19 protein-coding genes are annotated in these 16,085 nt (G+C 62.9%); 11 read left to right on the forward strand and 8 right to left on the reverse strand.

Features of this window, described 5'->3' with window-relative positions; genetic code table 11:
* Window positions 1-207 precede the first annotated feature (207 nt).
* From KHO53_RS10030 to KHO53_RS10050, 5 genes are all read left to right on the forward strand, one after another.
* Entirely contained in the window at window positions 208-1,086 is an 879-nt protein-coding gene (locus KHO53_RS10030; RefSeq protein WP_010225899.1) for a LysR family transcriptional regulator, read from the forward strand.
* A gap of 160 nt (window positions 1,087-1,246) precedes the next feature.
* Window positions 1,247-1,513, forward strand: a complete 267-nt coding sequence (gene rpoZ / locus KHO53_RS10035) for a DNA-directed RNA polymerase subunit omega (protein WP_010225901.1) — start codon at window positions 1,247-1,249, stop codon at window positions 1,511-1,513.
* 60 nt (window positions 1,514-1,573) lie between these two features.
* A complete protein-coding gene (spoT, locus tag KHO53_RS10040) occupies window positions 1,574-3,682 on the forward strand; it encodes a bifunctional GTP diphosphokinase/guanosine-3',5'-bis pyrophosphate 3'-pyrophosphohydrolase (protein ID WP_010225903.1) in 2,109 nt (702 codons plus the stop codon).
* Window positions 3,683-3,705: 23 nt separating this feature from the next.
* Complete coding sequence (gene ridA / locus KHO53_RS10045) at window positions 3,706-4,086, forward strand: deaminase RidA (RefSeq protein ID WP_003229509.1); 381 nt, start codon at window positions 3,706-3,708, stop codon at window positions 4,084-4,086.
* Between the two features lie 61 nt (window positions 4,087-4,147).
* On the forward strand, window positions 4,148-4,885 hold the full coding sequence (locus KHO53_RS10050; protein WP_213570262.1) for a hypothetical protein: 738 nt from the start codon (window positions 4,148-4,150) through the stop codon (window positions 4,883-4,885).
* 3 nt (window positions 4,886-4,888) lie between these two features.
* Here the strand turns inward: KHO53_RS10050 and KHO53_RS10055 are convergent, their stop codons facing one another.
* Window positions 4,889-5,746, reverse strand: coding sequence for an SDR family oxidoreductase (locus KHO53_RS10055; protein WP_010225909.1), 858 nt, complete (start codon window positions 5,744-5,746; stop codon window positions 4,889-4,891).
* A 195-nt stretch (window positions 5,747-5,941) separates the two neighbouring features.
* On the opposite strand from KHO53_RS10055, the gene exbB reads away from it, so the two are divergent.
* The 6 genes from exbB to KHO53_RS10085 all read left to right on the forward strand — a co-directional run bounded on the left by exbB (window position 5,942) and on the right by KHO53_RS10085 (window position 12,669).
* Window positions 5,942-6,928: a tonB-system energizer ExbB gene (gene exbB / locus KHO53_RS10060; protein ID WP_213570263.1), complete on the forward strand. Its 987-nt coding sequence runs from the start codon at window positions 5,942-5,944 to the stop codon at window positions 6,926-6,928.
* A 3-nt stretch (window positions 6,929-6,931) separates the two neighbouring features.
* Window positions 6,932-7,357 (forward strand): TonB system transport protein ExbD, encoded by a 426-nt coding sequence (exbD, locus tag KHO53_RS10065; RefSeq protein WP_010225911.1) that lies wholly within the window; start codon window positions 6,932-6,934, stop codon window positions 7,355-7,357.
* The gene (locus KHO53_RS10070; RefSeq protein WP_036995244.1) at window positions 7,354-8,091 is read left to right on the forward strand and encodes an energy transducer TonB; all 738 of its coding nucleotides are present in this window, start codon (window positions 7,354-7,356) and stop codon (window positions 8,089-8,091) included. Before exbD ends, KHO53_RS10070 begins: the two co-directional genes overlap by 4 nt.
* Before the next feature lie 93 nt (window positions 8,092-8,184).
* Window positions 8,185-9,105, forward strand: a complete 921-nt coding sequence (locus KHO53_RS10075) for a hydrogen peroxide-inducible genes activator (RefSeq protein WP_213570264.1) — start codon at window positions 8,185-8,187, stop codon at window positions 9,103-9,105.
* Between the two features lie 9 nt (window positions 9,106-9,114).
* Window positions 9,115-11,190 carry an ATP-dependent DNA helicase RecG gene (gene recG / locus KHO53_RS10080; protein WP_010225915.1) on the forward strand — a complete coding sequence of 692 codons (2,076 nt, stop codon included), beginning with the start codon at window positions 9,115-9,117 and terminating at the stop codon, window positions 11,188-11,190.
* Between the two features lie 78 nt (window positions 11,191-11,268).
* Window positions 11,269-12,669, forward strand: coding sequence for an aminoacyl-tRNA deacylase and HDOD domain-containing protein (locus KHO53_RS10085; RefSeq protein WP_010225916.1), 1,401 nt, complete (start codon window positions 11,269-11,271; stop codon window positions 12,667-12,669).
* Window positions 12,670-12,691: 22 nt separating this feature from the next.
* Here the strand turns inward: KHO53_RS10085 and KHO53_RS10090 are convergent, their stop codons facing one another.
* From KHO53_RS10090 to KHO53_RS10120, 7 genes are all read right to left on the reverse strand, one after another.
* Window positions 12,692-13,066 carry a helicase gene (locus tag KHO53_RS10090; protein WP_010225918.1) on the reverse strand — a complete coding sequence of 125 codons (375 nt, stop codon included), beginning with the start codon at window positions 13,064-13,066 and terminating at the stop codon, window positions 12,692-12,694.
* A 117-nt stretch (window positions 13,067-13,183) separates the two neighbouring features.
* Window positions 13,184-13,573, reverse strand: coding sequence for a hypothetical protein (locus KHO53_RS10095; protein ID WP_010225920.1), 390 nt, complete (start codon window positions 13,571-13,573; stop codon window positions 13,184-13,186).
* Window positions 13,564-14,571 (reverse strand): SEL1-like repeat protein, encoded by a 1,008-nt coding sequence (locus KHO53_RS10100; protein WP_036995246.1) that lies wholly within the window; start codon window positions 14,569-14,571, stop codon window positions 13,564-13,566. The genes KHO53_RS10095 and KHO53_RS10100 overlap by 10 nt, the downstream gene beginning before the upstream one ends.
* On the reverse strand, window positions 14,568-15,098 hold the full coding sequence (locus tag KHO53_RS10105; protein WP_010225922.1) for a hypothetical protein: 531 nt from the start codon (window positions 15,096-15,098) through the stop codon (window positions 14,568-14,570). The genes KHO53_RS10100 and KHO53_RS10105 overlap by 4 nt, the downstream gene beginning before the upstream one ends.
* On the reverse strand, window positions 15,095-15,475 hold the full coding sequence (locus tag KHO53_RS10110; protein ID WP_010225923.1) for a hypothetical protein: 381 nt from the start codon (window positions 15,473-15,475) through the stop codon (window positions 15,095-15,097). The genes KHO53_RS10105 and KHO53_RS10110 overlap by 4 nt, the downstream gene beginning before the upstream one ends.
* Window positions 15,472-15,804 (reverse strand): hypothetical protein, encoded by a 333-nt coding sequence (locus KHO53_RS10115; protein WP_010225924.1) that lies wholly within the window; start codon window positions 15,802-15,804, stop codon window positions 15,472-15,474. The genes KHO53_RS10110 and KHO53_RS10115 overlap by 4 nt, the downstream gene beginning before the upstream one ends.
* Window positions 15,801-16,019, reverse strand: coding sequence for a hypothetical protein (locus KHO53_RS10120; protein WP_213570265.1), 219 nt, complete (start codon window positions 16,017-16,019; stop codon window positions 15,801-15,803). The genes KHO53_RS10115 and KHO53_RS10120 overlap by 4 nt, the downstream gene beginning before the upstream one ends.
* Window positions 16,020-16,085: the final 66 nt, after the last annotated feature.

Consider the following 16,085-nt stretch of genomic DNA (forward strand, 5'->3'; position numbering starts at 1 on the left):
GAGGTACTACTGCGCTATCGGGAGCGGCGATGGTTTCATTTGTTCTTTTAAGTGGTCCCATCGTGGGGAACAGCTGGGCGCCGCGGCTTCGCACGGACGTTCCAGATTCTTCTGTAAACATCGTGACTTGATTCGCGACTGCCGCCTCACTATAGAATGGCCCCCACGCAACAGACATTGGCATTTAGGCAAGTAAAGAGTGCATCCATGCAATATCAGATCAGCCACGCCGACCTTTCTCTGGTGCTCGCACTGGTTCGCGGCCGCTCCCTGGCCAAGGCAGCCGAGCTGCTGAAGGTCGATGTATCGACTGTTTTTCGTTCGATTCGGCGCATGGAAGCCGCCCTGGGTACCGCGTTGTTCGTCAAAAGCCGCAAGGGTTACATCCCCACCGGCACCGCCCAGGCCCTGGCCGAACAGGCCGAGCGCGCCGAGCAGGCGCTGGATGCCGCGCGGGTGGCGCTGGAGCACGGTGAGCAAGTGGTCAGCGGCACGGTGCGCCTGACCTGCACCGACGCCGTGCTGCACAGCCTGCTGCTGCCGGCGCTGGCCGAGTTCATGCCGGCCTACCCGGCGCTATCGCTGGAGCTGGCGACCTCCAACACCTTTGCCAACCTCAGCCGGCGTGATGCCGACCTGGCCCTGCGCCTGACCAATACGCCGCCGGAACACCTGGTAGGACGTTGCCTGGGCGCGGCGTCTTATGTGATCTGCGGTCGCGAGGAGTTTCGTCAACGCCTGGCCGAAAACCCCACCAGCGTTGCGTGGATCGCCCCGGACGATGCCATGCAGGATCACCCAACGGTGGTCTGGCGCAGCGAGCACATGCCCGGCGTGATGCCCAAGTACCGCTGCAGTGGCATCTCGGCGATAGCCCAACTGGTCAGCGCCGGCCTGGGCGTTGCCGCCCTGCCCGACTACATGGCCCATACCCTGCCGGGGGTGGAGCGACTGAGCGATCCGCTGCCTGGCTGCGACACCGAACTGTGGCTGCTGACCCGTCCGGATTGTCGGGCTTTGCGTTCGGTGCAGACGCTGTTCGACGAATTGACCCCACGCCTGCGGGATGCCCTGGGCCGACAGTAAAATTCAAGACAGTTGTGTTAGAGGCCTTTAACTAGGTATCGTCGAGGTATCAAGGACTGGAAATGAAATCAACGCTTCCCTAAAGGCTGGTGATTTTTTAAACTATCGAGTCCGCTCGCCCATTCGGGCTGAACACCGCATTTGCTACTTGAGGAAGACCATGGCCCGCGTAACCGTTGAAGACTGCCTAGAACACGTGGATAACCGTTTTGAGCTGGTCATGCTCTCGACTCGTCGTGCTCGTCAACTGGCCACCGGCGGCAAAGAGCCGAAAGTGGCATGGGAAAACGACAAGCCTACCGTCGTCGCCCTGCGCGAAATCGCTGAAGGCATCTGCACTCCAGAGTTCATGGCCGCAGAAGAGATCCGTCACGAAGAGCCGGTCTTCGCCGCATTCGGTGAGGAAGAGGCCAACGAGGCGGTCTAAGCCCATGCCTGGTCGACGTAGTACGGCGCCGGTCCCCGTCCCTCGGCAGGAGGTAACCCCATGCCGAGCATAGACGCCCTCGCCGATCGCTTGTCGACCTACCTCGGCGCCGACCAGGTCAACCTGGTGCGCCGGGCGTATTTCTACGCCGAACAAGCCCACGACGGCCAGCGCCGTCGCAGCGGCGAAGCCTACGTCACGCATCCGCTGGCGGTGGCAAGCATCCTTGCCGACATGCACATGGACCATCAGAGCCTGATGGCGGCCATGCTGCATGACGTGATCGAAGACACCGGCATCGCCAAGGAAGCGCTCAGCTCGCAATTTGGCGAAACCGTGGCCGAACTGGTCGACGGCGTCAGCAAGCTGACCCAGATGAACTTCGAAACCAAGGCCGAAGCCCAGGCGGAGAACTTCCAGAAAATGGCCATGGCCATGGCCCGGGATATCCGCGTGATCCTGGTCAAGCTGGCCGACCGCCTGCACAACATGCGTACCCTCGAGGTACTGTCCGGCGAAAAACGCCGGCGCATCGCCAAAGAGACCCTGGAAATCTACGCGCCCATCGCCAACCGCCTGGGCATGCACAGTGTGCGCGTAGAGTTCGAAGACCTCGGTTTCAAGGCCATGCACCCGATGCGCTCGGCGCGCATCTACCAGGCGGTCAAGCGCGCCCGCGGCAACCGCAAGGAAATCGTCAACAAGATCGAAGAATCGCTGGCTCACTGCCTGGCGGTCGACGGCATCGAGGGCGAAGTCAGCGGCCGGCAGAAGCACCTCTATGGCATCTACAAGAAGATGCGCGGCAAACGCCGGGCCTTCAACGAGATCATGGACGTCTACGCGTTTCGCATCATCGTCGACAAGGTCGACACCTGCTACCGCGTGCTCGGCGCCGTGCACAACCTGTACAAGCCGCTACCGGGGCGCTTCAAGGATTACATCGCGATCCCCAAGGCCAACGGTTACCAGTCGCTGCATACCACGCTGTTCGGCATGCACGGCGTGCCCATCGAGATCCAGATCCGCACCCGCGAAATGGAAGAGATGGCCAACAACGGCATCGCCGCCCACTGGCTGTACAAGTCCAGTGACGACGAGCAGCCCAAGGGCACCCATGCCCGGGCGCGCCAGTGGGTCAAAGGCGTGCTGGAAATGCAGCAACGCGCAGGCAACTCCCTCGAATTCATCGAGAGCGTGAAGATCGACCTGTTCCCGGACGAGGTCTACGTGTTCACGCCCAAGGGCCGGATCATGGAGCTGCCCAAAGGCTCCACGGCGGTCGACTTCGCCTACGCGGTGCACACCGACGTCGGCAACAGCTGCATCGCCTGCCGCATCAACCGCCGCCTGGCACCGCTGTCCGAGCCACTGCAAAGCGGCTCGACGGTCGAGATCGTCAGCGCCCCGGGCGCGCGACCGAACCCGGCCTGGCTCAATTTCGTGGTGACCGGCAAGGCACGCACGCACATCCGCCATGCGCTCAAGCTGCAGCGCCGCTCGGAATCCATCAGCCTGGGCGAACGCCTGCTGAACAAGGTCCTCAACGGTTTCGACAGCGCCCTGGACAAGATCCCCCAGGAACGCATCCAGGCCATGCTCGGCGAATACCGCCTGGAGCTGATCGAAGACCTGCTCGAAGACATCGGCCTGGGCAACCGCATGGCCTACGTGGTGGCCCGCCGCCTGCTGTCCACCGAGGGCGAGCAATTGCCAAGCCCGGAAGGCCCGCTGGCGATCCGCGGCACCGAAGGCCTGGTGCTGAGCTACGCCAAATGCTGTACCCCGATCCCGGGCGACCCGATTGTCGGCCACCTGTCGGCCGGCAAAGGCATGGTGGTGCACCTGGAAAACTGCCGCAACATCAGCGAAATCCGCCACAACCCGGAAAAGTGCATCCAGCTGTCCTGGGCCAAGGATGTCACTGGCGAATTCAACGTCGAGCTGCGCGTGGAGCTTGAGCACCAGCGCGGCCTGATCGCCCTGCTGGCCAGCAGCGTCAACGCCGCCGACGGCAATATCGAGAAAATCAGCATGGATGAACGCGATGGTCGCATCAGCGTGGTCCAACTGGTGGTCAGCGTGCACGACCGCGTGCACCTGGCACGCGTGATCAAGAAACTGCGCGCCCTGGCCGGTGTGATCCGAATCACCCGCATGCGTGCGTAGCCCAATAACAGCAAGGAGTCATCATGACCAAGACCGTCATCACCAGTGACAAGGCCCCGGCCGCCATCGGCACCTACTCCCAGGCGATCAAGGCCGGCAACACGGTGTACATGTCCGGGCAGATCCCGCTGGACCCAAAAACCATGGAGCTGGTCGAAGGCTTCGAAGCCCAGACCGTTCAGGTCTTCGAAAACCTCAAGGCCGTTGCTGAAGCTGCTGGCGGTTCGTTCAAGGACATCGTCAAGCTGAACATCTTCCTCACCGACCTGAGCCACTTCGCCAAGGTCAACGAGATCATGGGCAAGTACTTCGACCAGCCGTACCCGGCCCGCGCCGCCATCGGCGTTGCTGCCCTGCCGAAGGGTTCGCAGGTTGAAATGGATGCCATCCTGGTCATCGAGTAACACCTGCGAAGGCGCGTCGCCCGGCGCGCCTTCATCCCCCGCCCCTGCAAGGACCCCCGCCATGCGCTACGCGCTCGCCCTGTCGCTGCTCGCCACCCTGTTGAGCGGCTGCGCCAGCCACAGCCCGGAAGACCTCAACGGTACCTGGATCAATCAAAACGCCATCGACACCGCCGCCAAAGGCTCCAACTTGCGCCAGGCCCTGCTCGCCAATGGCCCGAACCTTGAGTGGAAGGTCAATATCGCTGCTGGCCAGGCCGCCTACAGCAATGGCTTCGAAGCCGGCGATGGCAAGCTCAAGGCGCTCAAGGACGGCCAGTGGGAAGTTGACTTCTACGGCAACTACGCCGAAACCCTGAACCTGGATGGCGATGAACTGGTGCAAGCCGCCAGCGACGCCAATGGCCAGCAGAGTTTCCAGCGCGCTGAAACACCGGCCCCCATCGACGCCCCCGTCGGCACCACCTTTGAAACTGCGCTTTATAGCGCCTACCTGGGTGGCGACTGGAAGATTGTCGAGGGCCCGGGACAGGGAGCGGTGGCACATTTTCGCGCCAACGGCAGCCTCGATGGCCTGCCCGGCCTGGATCGCTACGCCCTGTGCCTGGCCGGCGATTGCGCGGCCATGAGCGGCGAGTACGACAGCCTGTGGCTGGAACGCAACCAGCAGGGCAATCCGTGGATCTTCAAGCGTGACGGCAAACAACTGGAAATCTTCCAGGCCGTCAACCAGGCCAAGGCCGACGAGATGCCGGATCTGCATCCTGGCACCCGTCGCTGGCTGCTTGAGCGTCAGTAAGGGTTAAAGGCTGCCGGCAAGGATGGCGGCATAGCCTTCCTTGTAGCTTGGGTACTGTGGCGCCCAGCCCAGTGCCCGGGCCCGGGCGTTGCTGCAACGCTTGCTGCCGGTGCGCCGCACCCGCTCCTGTTCCGACCACTGGGTAACGCCCATGTACTCACGCAGCCAGGCGACCACGTCAAACAATGGCGCCGGCGCGTCGTCGACGCCGATGTAACAATCGTCCAGGGCATCGCCCCGGTGATCGGCCTTGAGCAGAAAAGCCAGCAGCCCGGCCGCATCTTCAGCATGAATGCGGTTGCCGTACAGCGGTGGCTCTTCCGTCACCCGATAGCCCTGGCGGACCTGGCTCAGCAACCATTCGCGGCCCGGCCCGTAGATGCCGGTGAGGCGCACGATGGTAGCGGGAATACCGCTGGCCAAGGCCAGGCGCTCGGCTTCGAGCATGACCTTGCCCGAATAGCCTTCAGGCTCCACGGCAGCGCTTTCATCAATCCACTCACCGTCCTTCTGCGCATACACGCTGCTGCTCGAGACAAACAGCAGACGCCGCGGCGCTTGCTTGCGCTCGGCCAGCCAGCCCAGCACGTTGCGCAGGCCGTCAACATAAGCAGCTTGATAGCCGGCTTCGTCATGCTGGCTCGCCGCGACGCTGTAGACCAGGTAATCCGGCGCGTCAACCGGCCAGGCGGCCGGACAGCGCGGATCGTTCAAGTCGGCCGCGATGGCCGCCACCCCTTCTGGCAATTGGCCAACACTGCGGCGCAGGCCGCTCACCGGCCAGCCAGAAGCCAGCAATTGCTTGGCCAGACGGCCACCGACATCGCCACAACCGACGATCAGAACTGAGGGCGCAGACATCCCGAAACTCCGTAAATCAAAGGCCCAGCCTATCCAAATAAATCGATAGGCGGCTAGCTATGGTGGAAAAAAAGTAACTTTATTACTTCTGCTAACAAGAATTACTTGCAATAATGGCTACCCAATTTTGTTCTCGGCCTGTCTCGAGGCCTGGAAGGACAACCACCTCTTTCTTCTTCATCAGGTCAGGCCAGCATGACACGTATCCAACCTTCCGCTTCGCCAACCATGTCGCGCGCATGGCGCGCCATTGCCGCGCTGATGTTCAGCCTGGTGATGGCACCCGTCGCTCTGGCCGATGAGCCAACTACCGCTCCCGCCACTCCAGCCGCTGCTGTAGCACCGGCCGCGCCAGGCGCCGAACAGGCTGCAGCGACCGACCCGGCTGCCGCGCCTGCCGCTGCACCGATCGATGGCCAGGTAGCCAACCCTGCCGACGAAAGCGTTGAAGCACTGGTTGAAGACACCAGCCTGGGAATGGCCCACGACCTGTCGCCGTGGGGCATGTACAAAAACGCCGACATCGTGGTCAAGATTGTCATGATCGGCCTGGCTATCGCCTCGATCATCACCTGGACCATCTGGATCGCCAAAGGCTTCGAGCTGCTGGGCGCCAAGCGCCGCCTGCGGGGCGAGATCGCTGCACTCAAACGCGCGACCACCCTCAAGGAAGCCAGCGACAGTGCCAGCAAAGAAGGCACCCTGGCCCATGTCCTGGTCCACGATGCCCTGGATGAAATGCGCCTCTCGGCCAATTCCCGCGAGAAAGAAGGCATCAAGGAGCGCGTCAGTTTCCGCCTCGAGCGCCTGGTCGCCGCCAGCGGCCGCAACATGAGCAGCGGCACCGGCGTGCTGGCCACCATCGGTTCCACCGCACCGTTCGTCGGTCTGTTCGGTACCGTCTGGGGCATCATGAACAGCTTCATCGGCATCGCCAAAACCCAGACCACCAACCTTGCCGTGGTTGCCCCAGGTATCGCCGAAGCATTGCTGGCGACCGCCCTGGGCCTGGTTGCAGCAATTCCTGCCGTGGTCATCTACAACGTCTTCGCCCGCTCCATCGCCGGCTACAAGGCCCAGGTGTCCGATGCCTCGGCCGAGGTCCTGCTGCTGGTCAGCCGCGACCTGGATCACCAGCCAGGCGAACGCGCAGTTGCACCTCACATGGTCAAAGCGGGCTAAGCCATGGGCCTGCATCTGAACGAAGGTGGCGACGACCTCGCCGAAAACCACGAAATCAACGTTACGCCGTTCATCGACGTGATGTTGGTCCTGCTGATCATCTTCATGGTGGCAGCGCCACTGGCAACCGTCGACATCAAGGTCGACCTGCCAGCCTCGACCGCCAAACCTGCGCCGAGGCCCGAGAAACCGGTGTTCCTCAGCGTCAAGGCTGACCAGAAACTCTACGTCGGCGACGATCAGGTCCAGCCTGACCAGCTCGGGGCGATTCTCGACGCCAAGACCAAGGGCGACAAGGACACCACGATCTTCTTCCAGGCTGACAAAGGCGTGGATTACGGCGATCTGATGGAAGTCATGAACACGCTGCGCGCGGCCGGTTACCTGAAAGTCGGTCTGGTCGGCCTTGAGACGGCAGCCAAGAAATGATCAAGACGCGGCATAAGCTGGCGCGTTACAGCAGTAGTCTGGCGATTGTGCTGGGTATCCATGCCGTTGCCGTGTTGCTGACGCTCAATTGGTCGGTACCCCAAGCGATCGAGTTGCCGCCTGCGGCAATGATGATCGAAATGGCACCGATGCCCGAACCGGCACCGCCACCTCCACCGAAGGTGGTCACACCGCCACAGCCGCCAGCGCCGGTCGAAGAACCGCCGCTGCCGAAACTGGCCGAGGCGCCAAAACCGAAAATCGCCATCGCCAAGCCGGTCAAACCGAAGGCCAAACCGCAGCCGCCCAAGCCTGAGAAAAAGCCTGAGCCGCCGCAGGAGAAGCCCGCCGACGAGGAAGTGGTCGATACACCGCCAACTACCGCACCGGCACAGAAATCGGCGGCCCCGGCACCGAGCATCGCCACCAACAGCAATGCCTTGCCGACCTGGCAAAGCGACCTGCTGCGTCACCTGGCGAAGTACAAGCGCTACCCGGAAAACGCCCGGCGCCTGCGTATGGAAGGCATCAACCGTCTGCGCTTTGTGGTCGATGGCGAGGGCAAGATCCTTTCCTACGCCCTGGCCGGTGGTTCGGGCAGCGCGGCACTGGATCGGGCGACCCTGGAGATGATCCGCCGCGCGCAACCGGTACCACCGCCACCAAAGGAATTGCTCAACAACGGCAGCATTGAAGTGATCGCGCCTTTCGTCTACTCGCTGGACAAACGCTAACGCTTTGTTTCTGTCACAAACGAGCAAGTCTGATAACGTGCGTCTATCGATTGCAGCCGCTATGCTGGGGCCGCAACTTCATGGACGCACGTTATGACCCTCACAGAATTGCGCTACATCGTCACCCTCGCCCAGGAGCAGCACTTCGGCCATGCCGCCGAGCGCTGCCACGTCAGTCAGCCGACGCTGTCGGTCGGCGTGAAGAAGCTTGAGGACGAGCTGGGTGTACTGATCTTCGAGCGCAGCAAAAGCGCGGTGCGCCTGACCCCGGTCGGCGAAGGCATCGTTGCCCAGGCGCAAAAGGTGCTTGAGCAGGCCCAGGGCATTCGCGAGCTGGCCCAGGCCGGCAAGAACCAGCTGACTGCCCCGCTGAAAGTCGGCGCGATCTACACCGTCGGCCCCTACCTGTTCCCGCACCTCATCCCGCAACTGCACCGGGTCGCCCCGCAGATGCCGTTGTACATCGAAGAAAACTTCACCCATGTACTGCGCGACAAGCTGCGCAACGGGGAGCTGGACGCAGTGATCATCGCCCTGCCGTTCAACGAGGCCGATGTGCTGACGCTGCCGCTGTACGACGAACCTTTCTACGTACTGATGCCCAGCGAGCATCCATGGACCCAGAAAGAGACCATCGACGCCGGCATGCTCAACGACAAGAGCCTGCTGCTGCTCGGTGAAGGCCACTGCTTCCGTGACCAGGTGCTCGAAGCCTGCCCGACCCTGGCCAAGGGCAGCGACGGCGCCAAACACACCACGGTCGAATCCAGCTCGCTGGAGACCATTCGTCACATGGTCGCTTCAGGCCTCGGTGTGTCGATCCTGCCGCTGTCGGCAGTGCACAGCCATCATTACGCCCCGGGCGTGATCGAAGTGCGCCCCCTGAGCCCACCGGCACCGTTTCGTACCGTCGCCATCGCCTGGCGCGCCAGCTTCCCGCGGCCCAAGGCGATCGAGATCCTCGCTGACTCGATCCGCTTGTGCTCGGTCGCCAAACCCGCCGCGAGCCAGTAGGAAAGCGCCATGCCGGAGTTGTCCCAGGTCTCGGTGACCGCGCTCAAGGGTGTCGGCGAGGCCATGGCCGAGAAGCTCGCCAAGGTCGGCCTGGAAAACCTTCAGGACGTGCTGTTCCACCTGCCGCTGCGCTATCAGGACCGTACTCGCGTGGTGCCCATCGGCGCCCTGCGTCCGGGCCAGGATGCAGTGATCGAAGGCGTGGTCAGTGGCACCGACGTGGTCATGGGCAAGCGCCGCAGCCTGCTGGTGCGCCTGGGCGACGGCAGCGGCGTGCTCAGCCTGCGCTTTTACCATTTCAGCAACGCCCAGAAGGAAGGCCTCAAGCGTGGCACCCACTTGCGCTGCTACGGTGAAGCCCGCCCAGGTGCCTCGGGCCTGGAAATCTACCACCCGGAGTACCGCGCGCTGACCGGCGACGAGCCGGCCCCGGTGGAACAGACCCTGACACCGATCTACCCGACCACCGAAGGCCTGACCCAGCAGCGCCTGCGCCAGCTGTGCCAACAGAGCCTGGCGCTGCTGGGCCCGCGCAGCCTGCCGGACTGGCTGCCGGAAGAACTGGCCCGGGACTATCGACTGGCACCGCTGGACGACGCGATCCGCTACCTGCATCACCCACCCGCCGATGCCGATGTCGACGAGCTTGCCGAAGGCCAGCACTGGGCCCAGCACCGCCTGGCATTCGAAGAACTGCTGACCCACCAGCTGTCCCAGCAGCGCCTGCGCGAAAGCCTGCGTGCCCAGCGTGCGCCGGTACTGCCCAAGGCCAGCCGCTTGCCACAGCAGTACCTGGCCAACCTCGGTTTTGCGCCGACAGGCGCACAGCAGCGGGTCGGCAACGAGATTGCCTACGACCTCAGCCAGCCGGAGCCAATGCTGCGCCTGGTCCAGGGAGACGTTGGCGCGGGCAAGACCGTGGTCGCCGCCCTGGCCGCGCTGCAGGCGCTGGAGGCCGGTTACCAGGTGGCGCTGATGGCGCCCACCGAGATCCTCGCCGAACAACACTTCATCACCTTCAAGCGCTGGCTGGAGCCGCTGGGCATCGAAGTCGCCTGGCTGGCCGGCAAGCTCAAGGGCAAGGCGCGCGCCAGCGCCCTGGAGCAGATCGCCGCCGGCGCACCGATGGTGGTCGGCACCCATGCCTTGTTCCAGGAAGAGGTGAAGTTCAACAACCTGGCCCTGGCGATCATCGACGAACAGCACCGCTTCGGCGTGCAACAGCGCCTGGCCCTGCGCCAGAAAGGCGTGGGCGGCCAACTTTGCCCACACCAGTTGATCATGACCGCCACGCCGATCCCGCGCACCCTGGCAATGAGCGCCTATGCCGACCTGGATACGTCAATCCTCGACGAGCTGCCGCCAGGCCGCACCCCGGTCAATACCGTGCTGGTGGCTGACAGCCGGCGTTTCGAGGTGGTCGAGCGGGTCCGTGCGGCCTGTGCCGAAGGGCGTCAGACCTACTGGGTATGCACCCTGATCGAAGAGTCCGAAGAGCTTACCTGCCAGGCCGCCGAGACCACCTTCGAGGAGCTCAGCAGCGCCTTGGGCGAATTGCGCGTCGGCCTGATTCACGGGCGCATGAAGCCTGCGGAAAAAGCCGCGGTGATGGCCGAGTTCAAGCAGGGCAACCTGCAACTGCTGGTGGCGACCACGGTGATCGAGGTGGGGGTCGACGTGCCCAACGCCAGCCTGATGATCATCGAGAACCCCGAGCGCCTGGGCCTGGCACAGTTGCACCAGCTGCGCGGCCGGGTTGGCCGCGGCAGCGCGGTGAGCCACTGCGTGCTGCTGTATCACCCGCCGCTGTCGCAGATCGGCCGCGAACGCCTGGGGATCATGCGCGAAACCAACGACGGCTTCATCATCGCCGAAAAGGACCTGGAGCTGCGCGGCCCCGGCGAAATGCTCGGCACCCGCCAGACCGGCCTGCTGCAATTCAAGGTCGCCGACCTGATGCGCGATGCCGATCTGCTGCCCGCCGTGCGCGATGCCGCCCAGGCCCTGCTGGCGCGTTGGCCGTCGCACGTGAGCCCGTTGCTGGAGCGCTGGCTGCGTCACGGCCAGCAATATGGCCAAGTGTGACGGCCGTCCCAGATTGCAGCCAGCCCAAGGTTCAAGCTGGTTATACTCATGCGATTGAAAAAATTTTGGATACAGACCATGACTGAAGTTGCTCTGGACACCGCAACCCCCCACGCTCCGTCTGTTATCCGGTTGCTGCTCGACAAGCTCGGCATCGCCTACCGCGAAGTGAGCGAACACCCGCAGCTGCCGGCCGCCGCCAAAGTGCAGGCCGTACTGCTGGATGACGAAATCGGCGCGCTGATGGTGCTGTTCCCGCAGAACCAGTTGCTGGACCTCAGCCGCCTGACCGAGCTGACCGGGCGCAAGCTGGCCGCCGTGCCGCTGGAACGCCTGCGGCACATGCTGGAAAAGCACGGCCTGAAGCTGCTCCCGGGGATTCCGGCGCTGACCAGCTCACCGTGCCTGTACGAAGAGAACCTGCTACGGCCCGAGCGCCTGCTGATTCATTCTGGCGAAGCCGGCCTGTTACTGGAAATCGAGCGCGACGACTTCAAGAAGATGCTCAGCAAAGCCAGCGCCGGCAACTTCGGCGAATTGCTGAGCAGCATCCGCCCCAACCTTGACCGCCCCCATGACGACCGCGAGGAGATCTCCCAGGCCGTCCAGGCGTTCACCGCCAGGCGTATCCAGCAGCGCCTGGAAAGCACCATCGAGATCCCGCCGCTGGCGGAAACCGCACAGAAGATCATCAAACTGCGGGTCGACCCCAACGCCACCATCGACGACATCACTGGCGTGGTCGAAACCGACCCGGCACTGGCCGCGCAAGTGGTCAGCTGGGCGGCATCGCCCTATTACGCGTCACCGGGCAAGATCCGCTCGGTGGAAGACGCTATCGTTCGCGTGCTGGGCTTTGACCTGGTGATCAACCTGGCCCTCGGCCTGGCGCTGGGCAAGACCCTGAGCCTGCCCAAGGACCACCCGCAACAGACCACGCCTTACTGGCAGCAATCGATCTACACCGCTGCGGTGATCGAAGGCCTGACCCGCGCCATGCCCCGGGCCGAGCGCCCGGAATCAGGCCTGACCTACCTGGCCGGGCTGCTGCACAACTTCGGTTACCTGTTGCTGGCACATGTGTTCCCGCCGCATTTCTCGCTGATCTGCCGGCACCTGGAGGTCAATCCGCACCTGTGCCACAGCTACGTCGAACAGCACCTGCTGGGCATCAGCCGCGAGCAGATCGGCGCCTGGCTGATGCGCTACTGGGACATGCCGGAGGAGCTGTCCACCGCCCTGCGCTTCCAGCACGACCCGACCTACGCCGGCGACTACGCCGCCTTCCCCAACCTGGTATGCCTGGCGGTGCGCCTGCTGCGTTCGCGCGGGATCGGCTCGGGGCCGCAGGAAAGCATCCCCGATGAGCTGCTCGAGCGCCTGAACCTGACCCGTGAGAAGGCCGAGGATGTCGTCAACAAGGTACTGGAAGCCGAAGCCATGCTGCGTGAGCTGGCCTCGCAGTTCAGCCAGCACTGAGGCATGAGCCTGACCCTGGCGGTCAGGCCTTCTTTTTCGGTTTCAGGTACTTCATCAGCCCCTGGAACCAGATCACCAGCGCCGGGTTGCCCTTGATCTGGATGCTCTTGTCCTGAATCCCCTGCATGAAAGCCAACTGCTTGTTCTTGGCCTGCAGGGTGGCAAAGCCGAACGCAGCATCCTTGAAGGCGATGGCAAAGGCCGGCGCAGGGTGGCTGCCGGACTTGCTGCTGATGCGCAGGTCCTTGACGATGAAATGGCGCGCCGCCTTGCCATCGAGGGTCTGCAGCTGGAACACCAGGTCCTTGTCGGCCAGTTGCTGCTGGAAGGCAGGGTTGTTGCGGCTGGCCTTGGCCATCAGCAAGCCCATGGCCCAAAGGAGAAAGCGAAACTTCATGTGCACGCCTCGGCTAAAAAGTGACTGGCGAAGCAGTTTATAGTCTCGCTACAAAAACGCCATAGTTCTCTGCGCTTTACCCGATGATAGCCGCTGATTGCCTTGCAACCGGGTTGTTCACTGGCGCCTGACCTTGCTCAGCAGGTGCAAAACCAGCTGGTTCGCGCCGATTGCCGCCAATGCCGTGAAAAACCCCAGCACGCTGCAAAACAGCGCGCGCAGCGGATGCTGCGGCAGCAGGTACAAGAGGATCGCAGCAGGAATGGCGGCCGCCAGCAGCAACCGCCACTTGAGCCGAGGCACCAGCGCGATCACCAGGTTCATCAGCACCACGAAGTAGAAGATCAGGTACATGCCCATGCCAATCGCGACCCCGCGTGACATCAACCCACCGGCCATCTGCCTGTACATCGTCATGCCGGTATTGTGCAGCAACAGGTAAGTGACAATGGCCAACACGTGCACAGTCAGGGCGATTGCCAGGCGATAGGGGCGAGTTACAGGCATTTCTGCACCACATCCTCGACCACGCCTTTGTCGCTCAGGCGCTTGATGCCGTCCACGGCGCTATCGCGGTAACCGCTCGCCTCAAGCGCAGCTTGCTGGTAGCAAGCCATGGCGCGGGCATTGTCCTGCTGGCCAAGCTTGCCATTCTCATAGGCGTAACCAAGGTCCACCAGCCCCCTCGGCGACTCCAGTTTCGCCGATTGCTGCAAGGCTTGTAGCGCTTTGCCCGGGTTTTGGCAGGTCAAGTTCTCGGCATACTCTTCGCCGTAGCAAACAAAGTGCGCCAGCATGGCGCCGGCGTCGCGTTCAGTGCTCATGGCCGATTCCAGCAGTTGCACGATGGTCGCGTCCGGCAGCCGTTCGGCCTCTCCCGAAAAAATCAGGATGACCGCCTGCACCGCCGCTTCGTTGTTGCCCTTGGCAGCGGCACTGAGCAGGCTGTTGAGGGCGGCGTTCATCAGTTGCCCAGGGTTGTCGTAGAGCCCTGCCCTGCCCAGGTCCTCATAGAGCCTGGCACGCTCGACATCCAGCTCGCCGGCGACCTTCTCCTTGCGCCCGGTGAAGAAGCCTTCCAGGGACCAGTCGTCGATCCGCTGCAACACCCAGCACTGGCCACGGGAAAAGGTGTAGACCTTGAGCAGTTCGCCCTTGGTGTCGTGCAACACCACTTGCCGTATGCCCTCCTGCTCGACCACCAGGCCCAGTTCGGCACGCTTGGCCGGCTGCAGCAACGCCAGGGACGGGCGTTGTTCGGGGGTCAGCTTGCGAATCGACACACGCGGTTGCTTGCGCCCGGGGTAGATCCGTTGCTCGATCAGCGGGTCGGCTACCAGCGACTGCTGCAGCGCTTCGCTCTTGGCAAATGCGGCGAAGAAGGCGCCGAAGTCATTGTCGGAACAATCCGGCATGTCCGCCGGCGCGGCCACGCAGGTTGTTGCACCGGCCAGCAGCAGAAGCGAACAGAGCCGCTGACACCAGGCCATCGCCAAGCCTTTCATGATTTTCCTCTGTCGATCAGCTGTTGGGTTTGAGTGCACCAGTAATCACTGAACCCCAGCCAGTAACTCAGCACATCCCAGATAAAGCGCAAGGCATGTTCCGGCTTGCGGCAATCGGCCTGTTCGTCGGCCACCTCGTAGGGCGTATTGCTGATGAAATAGTTGAGCCAATGGGGCTCCCAGTTGGGCATTTCGATCTCGAAGTGCTGATCGGCCTTGAAGAATCTGATCCAGACAATGCCGACGGTGCCGCTGTCTTCATAGTCGCGCATGTCCAGGGGGGTCTGTGAGTACAGGGGGGTGCGATAGACCTGATGGCCGTTGCTGCGGTCAGTGATGCGCAGGTAGGCCAGGTCATCGAAAGGCACCAGCCAGCCACCCACCGGTATGTTCTCCATGCGATAGCGGCCAGACTCACTGACCACTCCGTATGCACTGGGCCGGTCGATCAGCACCTGAATGTTGTACCCCACCCACAGGACCAATGCCCCGACCGCCGCCAGGACGAAATAGCGCCGACGATTCAAGACTGCACCTCTTTGGCCGCTGGCAGCGGGCCCAGCCAATGGGTGATCAGTATCGCCAGCAAGGTCAGGCCACCGGCCAGGGGGCTGAAGAACATCGTGCGCACCGGGTGGTCCGGCATCAGCCAGTAGATGATCAGCGCCACCAGCGCGGCATTGAGCATGAGTTTGTGCTTGAGCTGCGGCACATGGGCAATCACCAGGCTGAAGATCACCATCACGTCGAACACCAACCAGACAATGGCGCCAGACGCCACGCCGCGGGCGGTGAAGCCGCCGTAGACCTGCTTGTAGTAATCGACCCCGATGTCGTTGAGCAGCAGGAACAGCAAACAGGCCAGCGCGTGCGCGACCAGGGCAATCAGCCAGCGGCGGGTCATCGGGCATTTCCTTGTAAGGCCTGGCACCAACTGCGCACATCGTTCCTGTCGAAGCCGGGGCAGTTGTTGTCGCGGGCGATATAGCGATAGGGGTGCGCGGTTTCGTAGGTGAAGTGGTAGTAGTTGTGCTTGTCCTGACCGTACAGCCAGTACGACGAGGAGCCCTGGGAAATCTGGTAGGGCTCGAAGGTCAGCATTGAGGACTCGGCGGGGATGAAGTTGTCAGGTTCCATCCATAGCAGCAGCGCGTTCCAGTACAACTGCGTGGTAACGCCTGGCAGCAGCAGGAGTACCAGCAACGCCAGAGCGAACCATCTGCCTTTGCTCATGCCGGTGGCAGGTTCGCGTAGTAGGAGCCCACCAGTTCCATGACCACCACGGTGGTCAGGCAAATGAACGTCAGCAGGCGATGCCAGAGCTGGTCACGCCAGCGCCGGTGCAGGCCGGTGAGTATCAATACCAGGCAGACAAAGGCCAGGCTACCGAACAGGTTGCTGTCGGCGACACTCGCCAGGTAGTTGGGCAAGGTCAGACCGTCATACATGGCGTTGCCCTGCGCTAGCGGTTACTGCGAATCCTTCGATCTTCATCACGGCCCTCCCTGGACACT

The organism is Pseudomonas sp. RC2C2, from assembly GCF_018390435.1.
Classification (GTDB): domain Bacteria; phylum Pseudomonadota; class Gammaproteobacteria; order Pseudomonadales; family Pseudomonadaceae; genus Aquipseudomonas; species Aquipseudomonas donghuensis.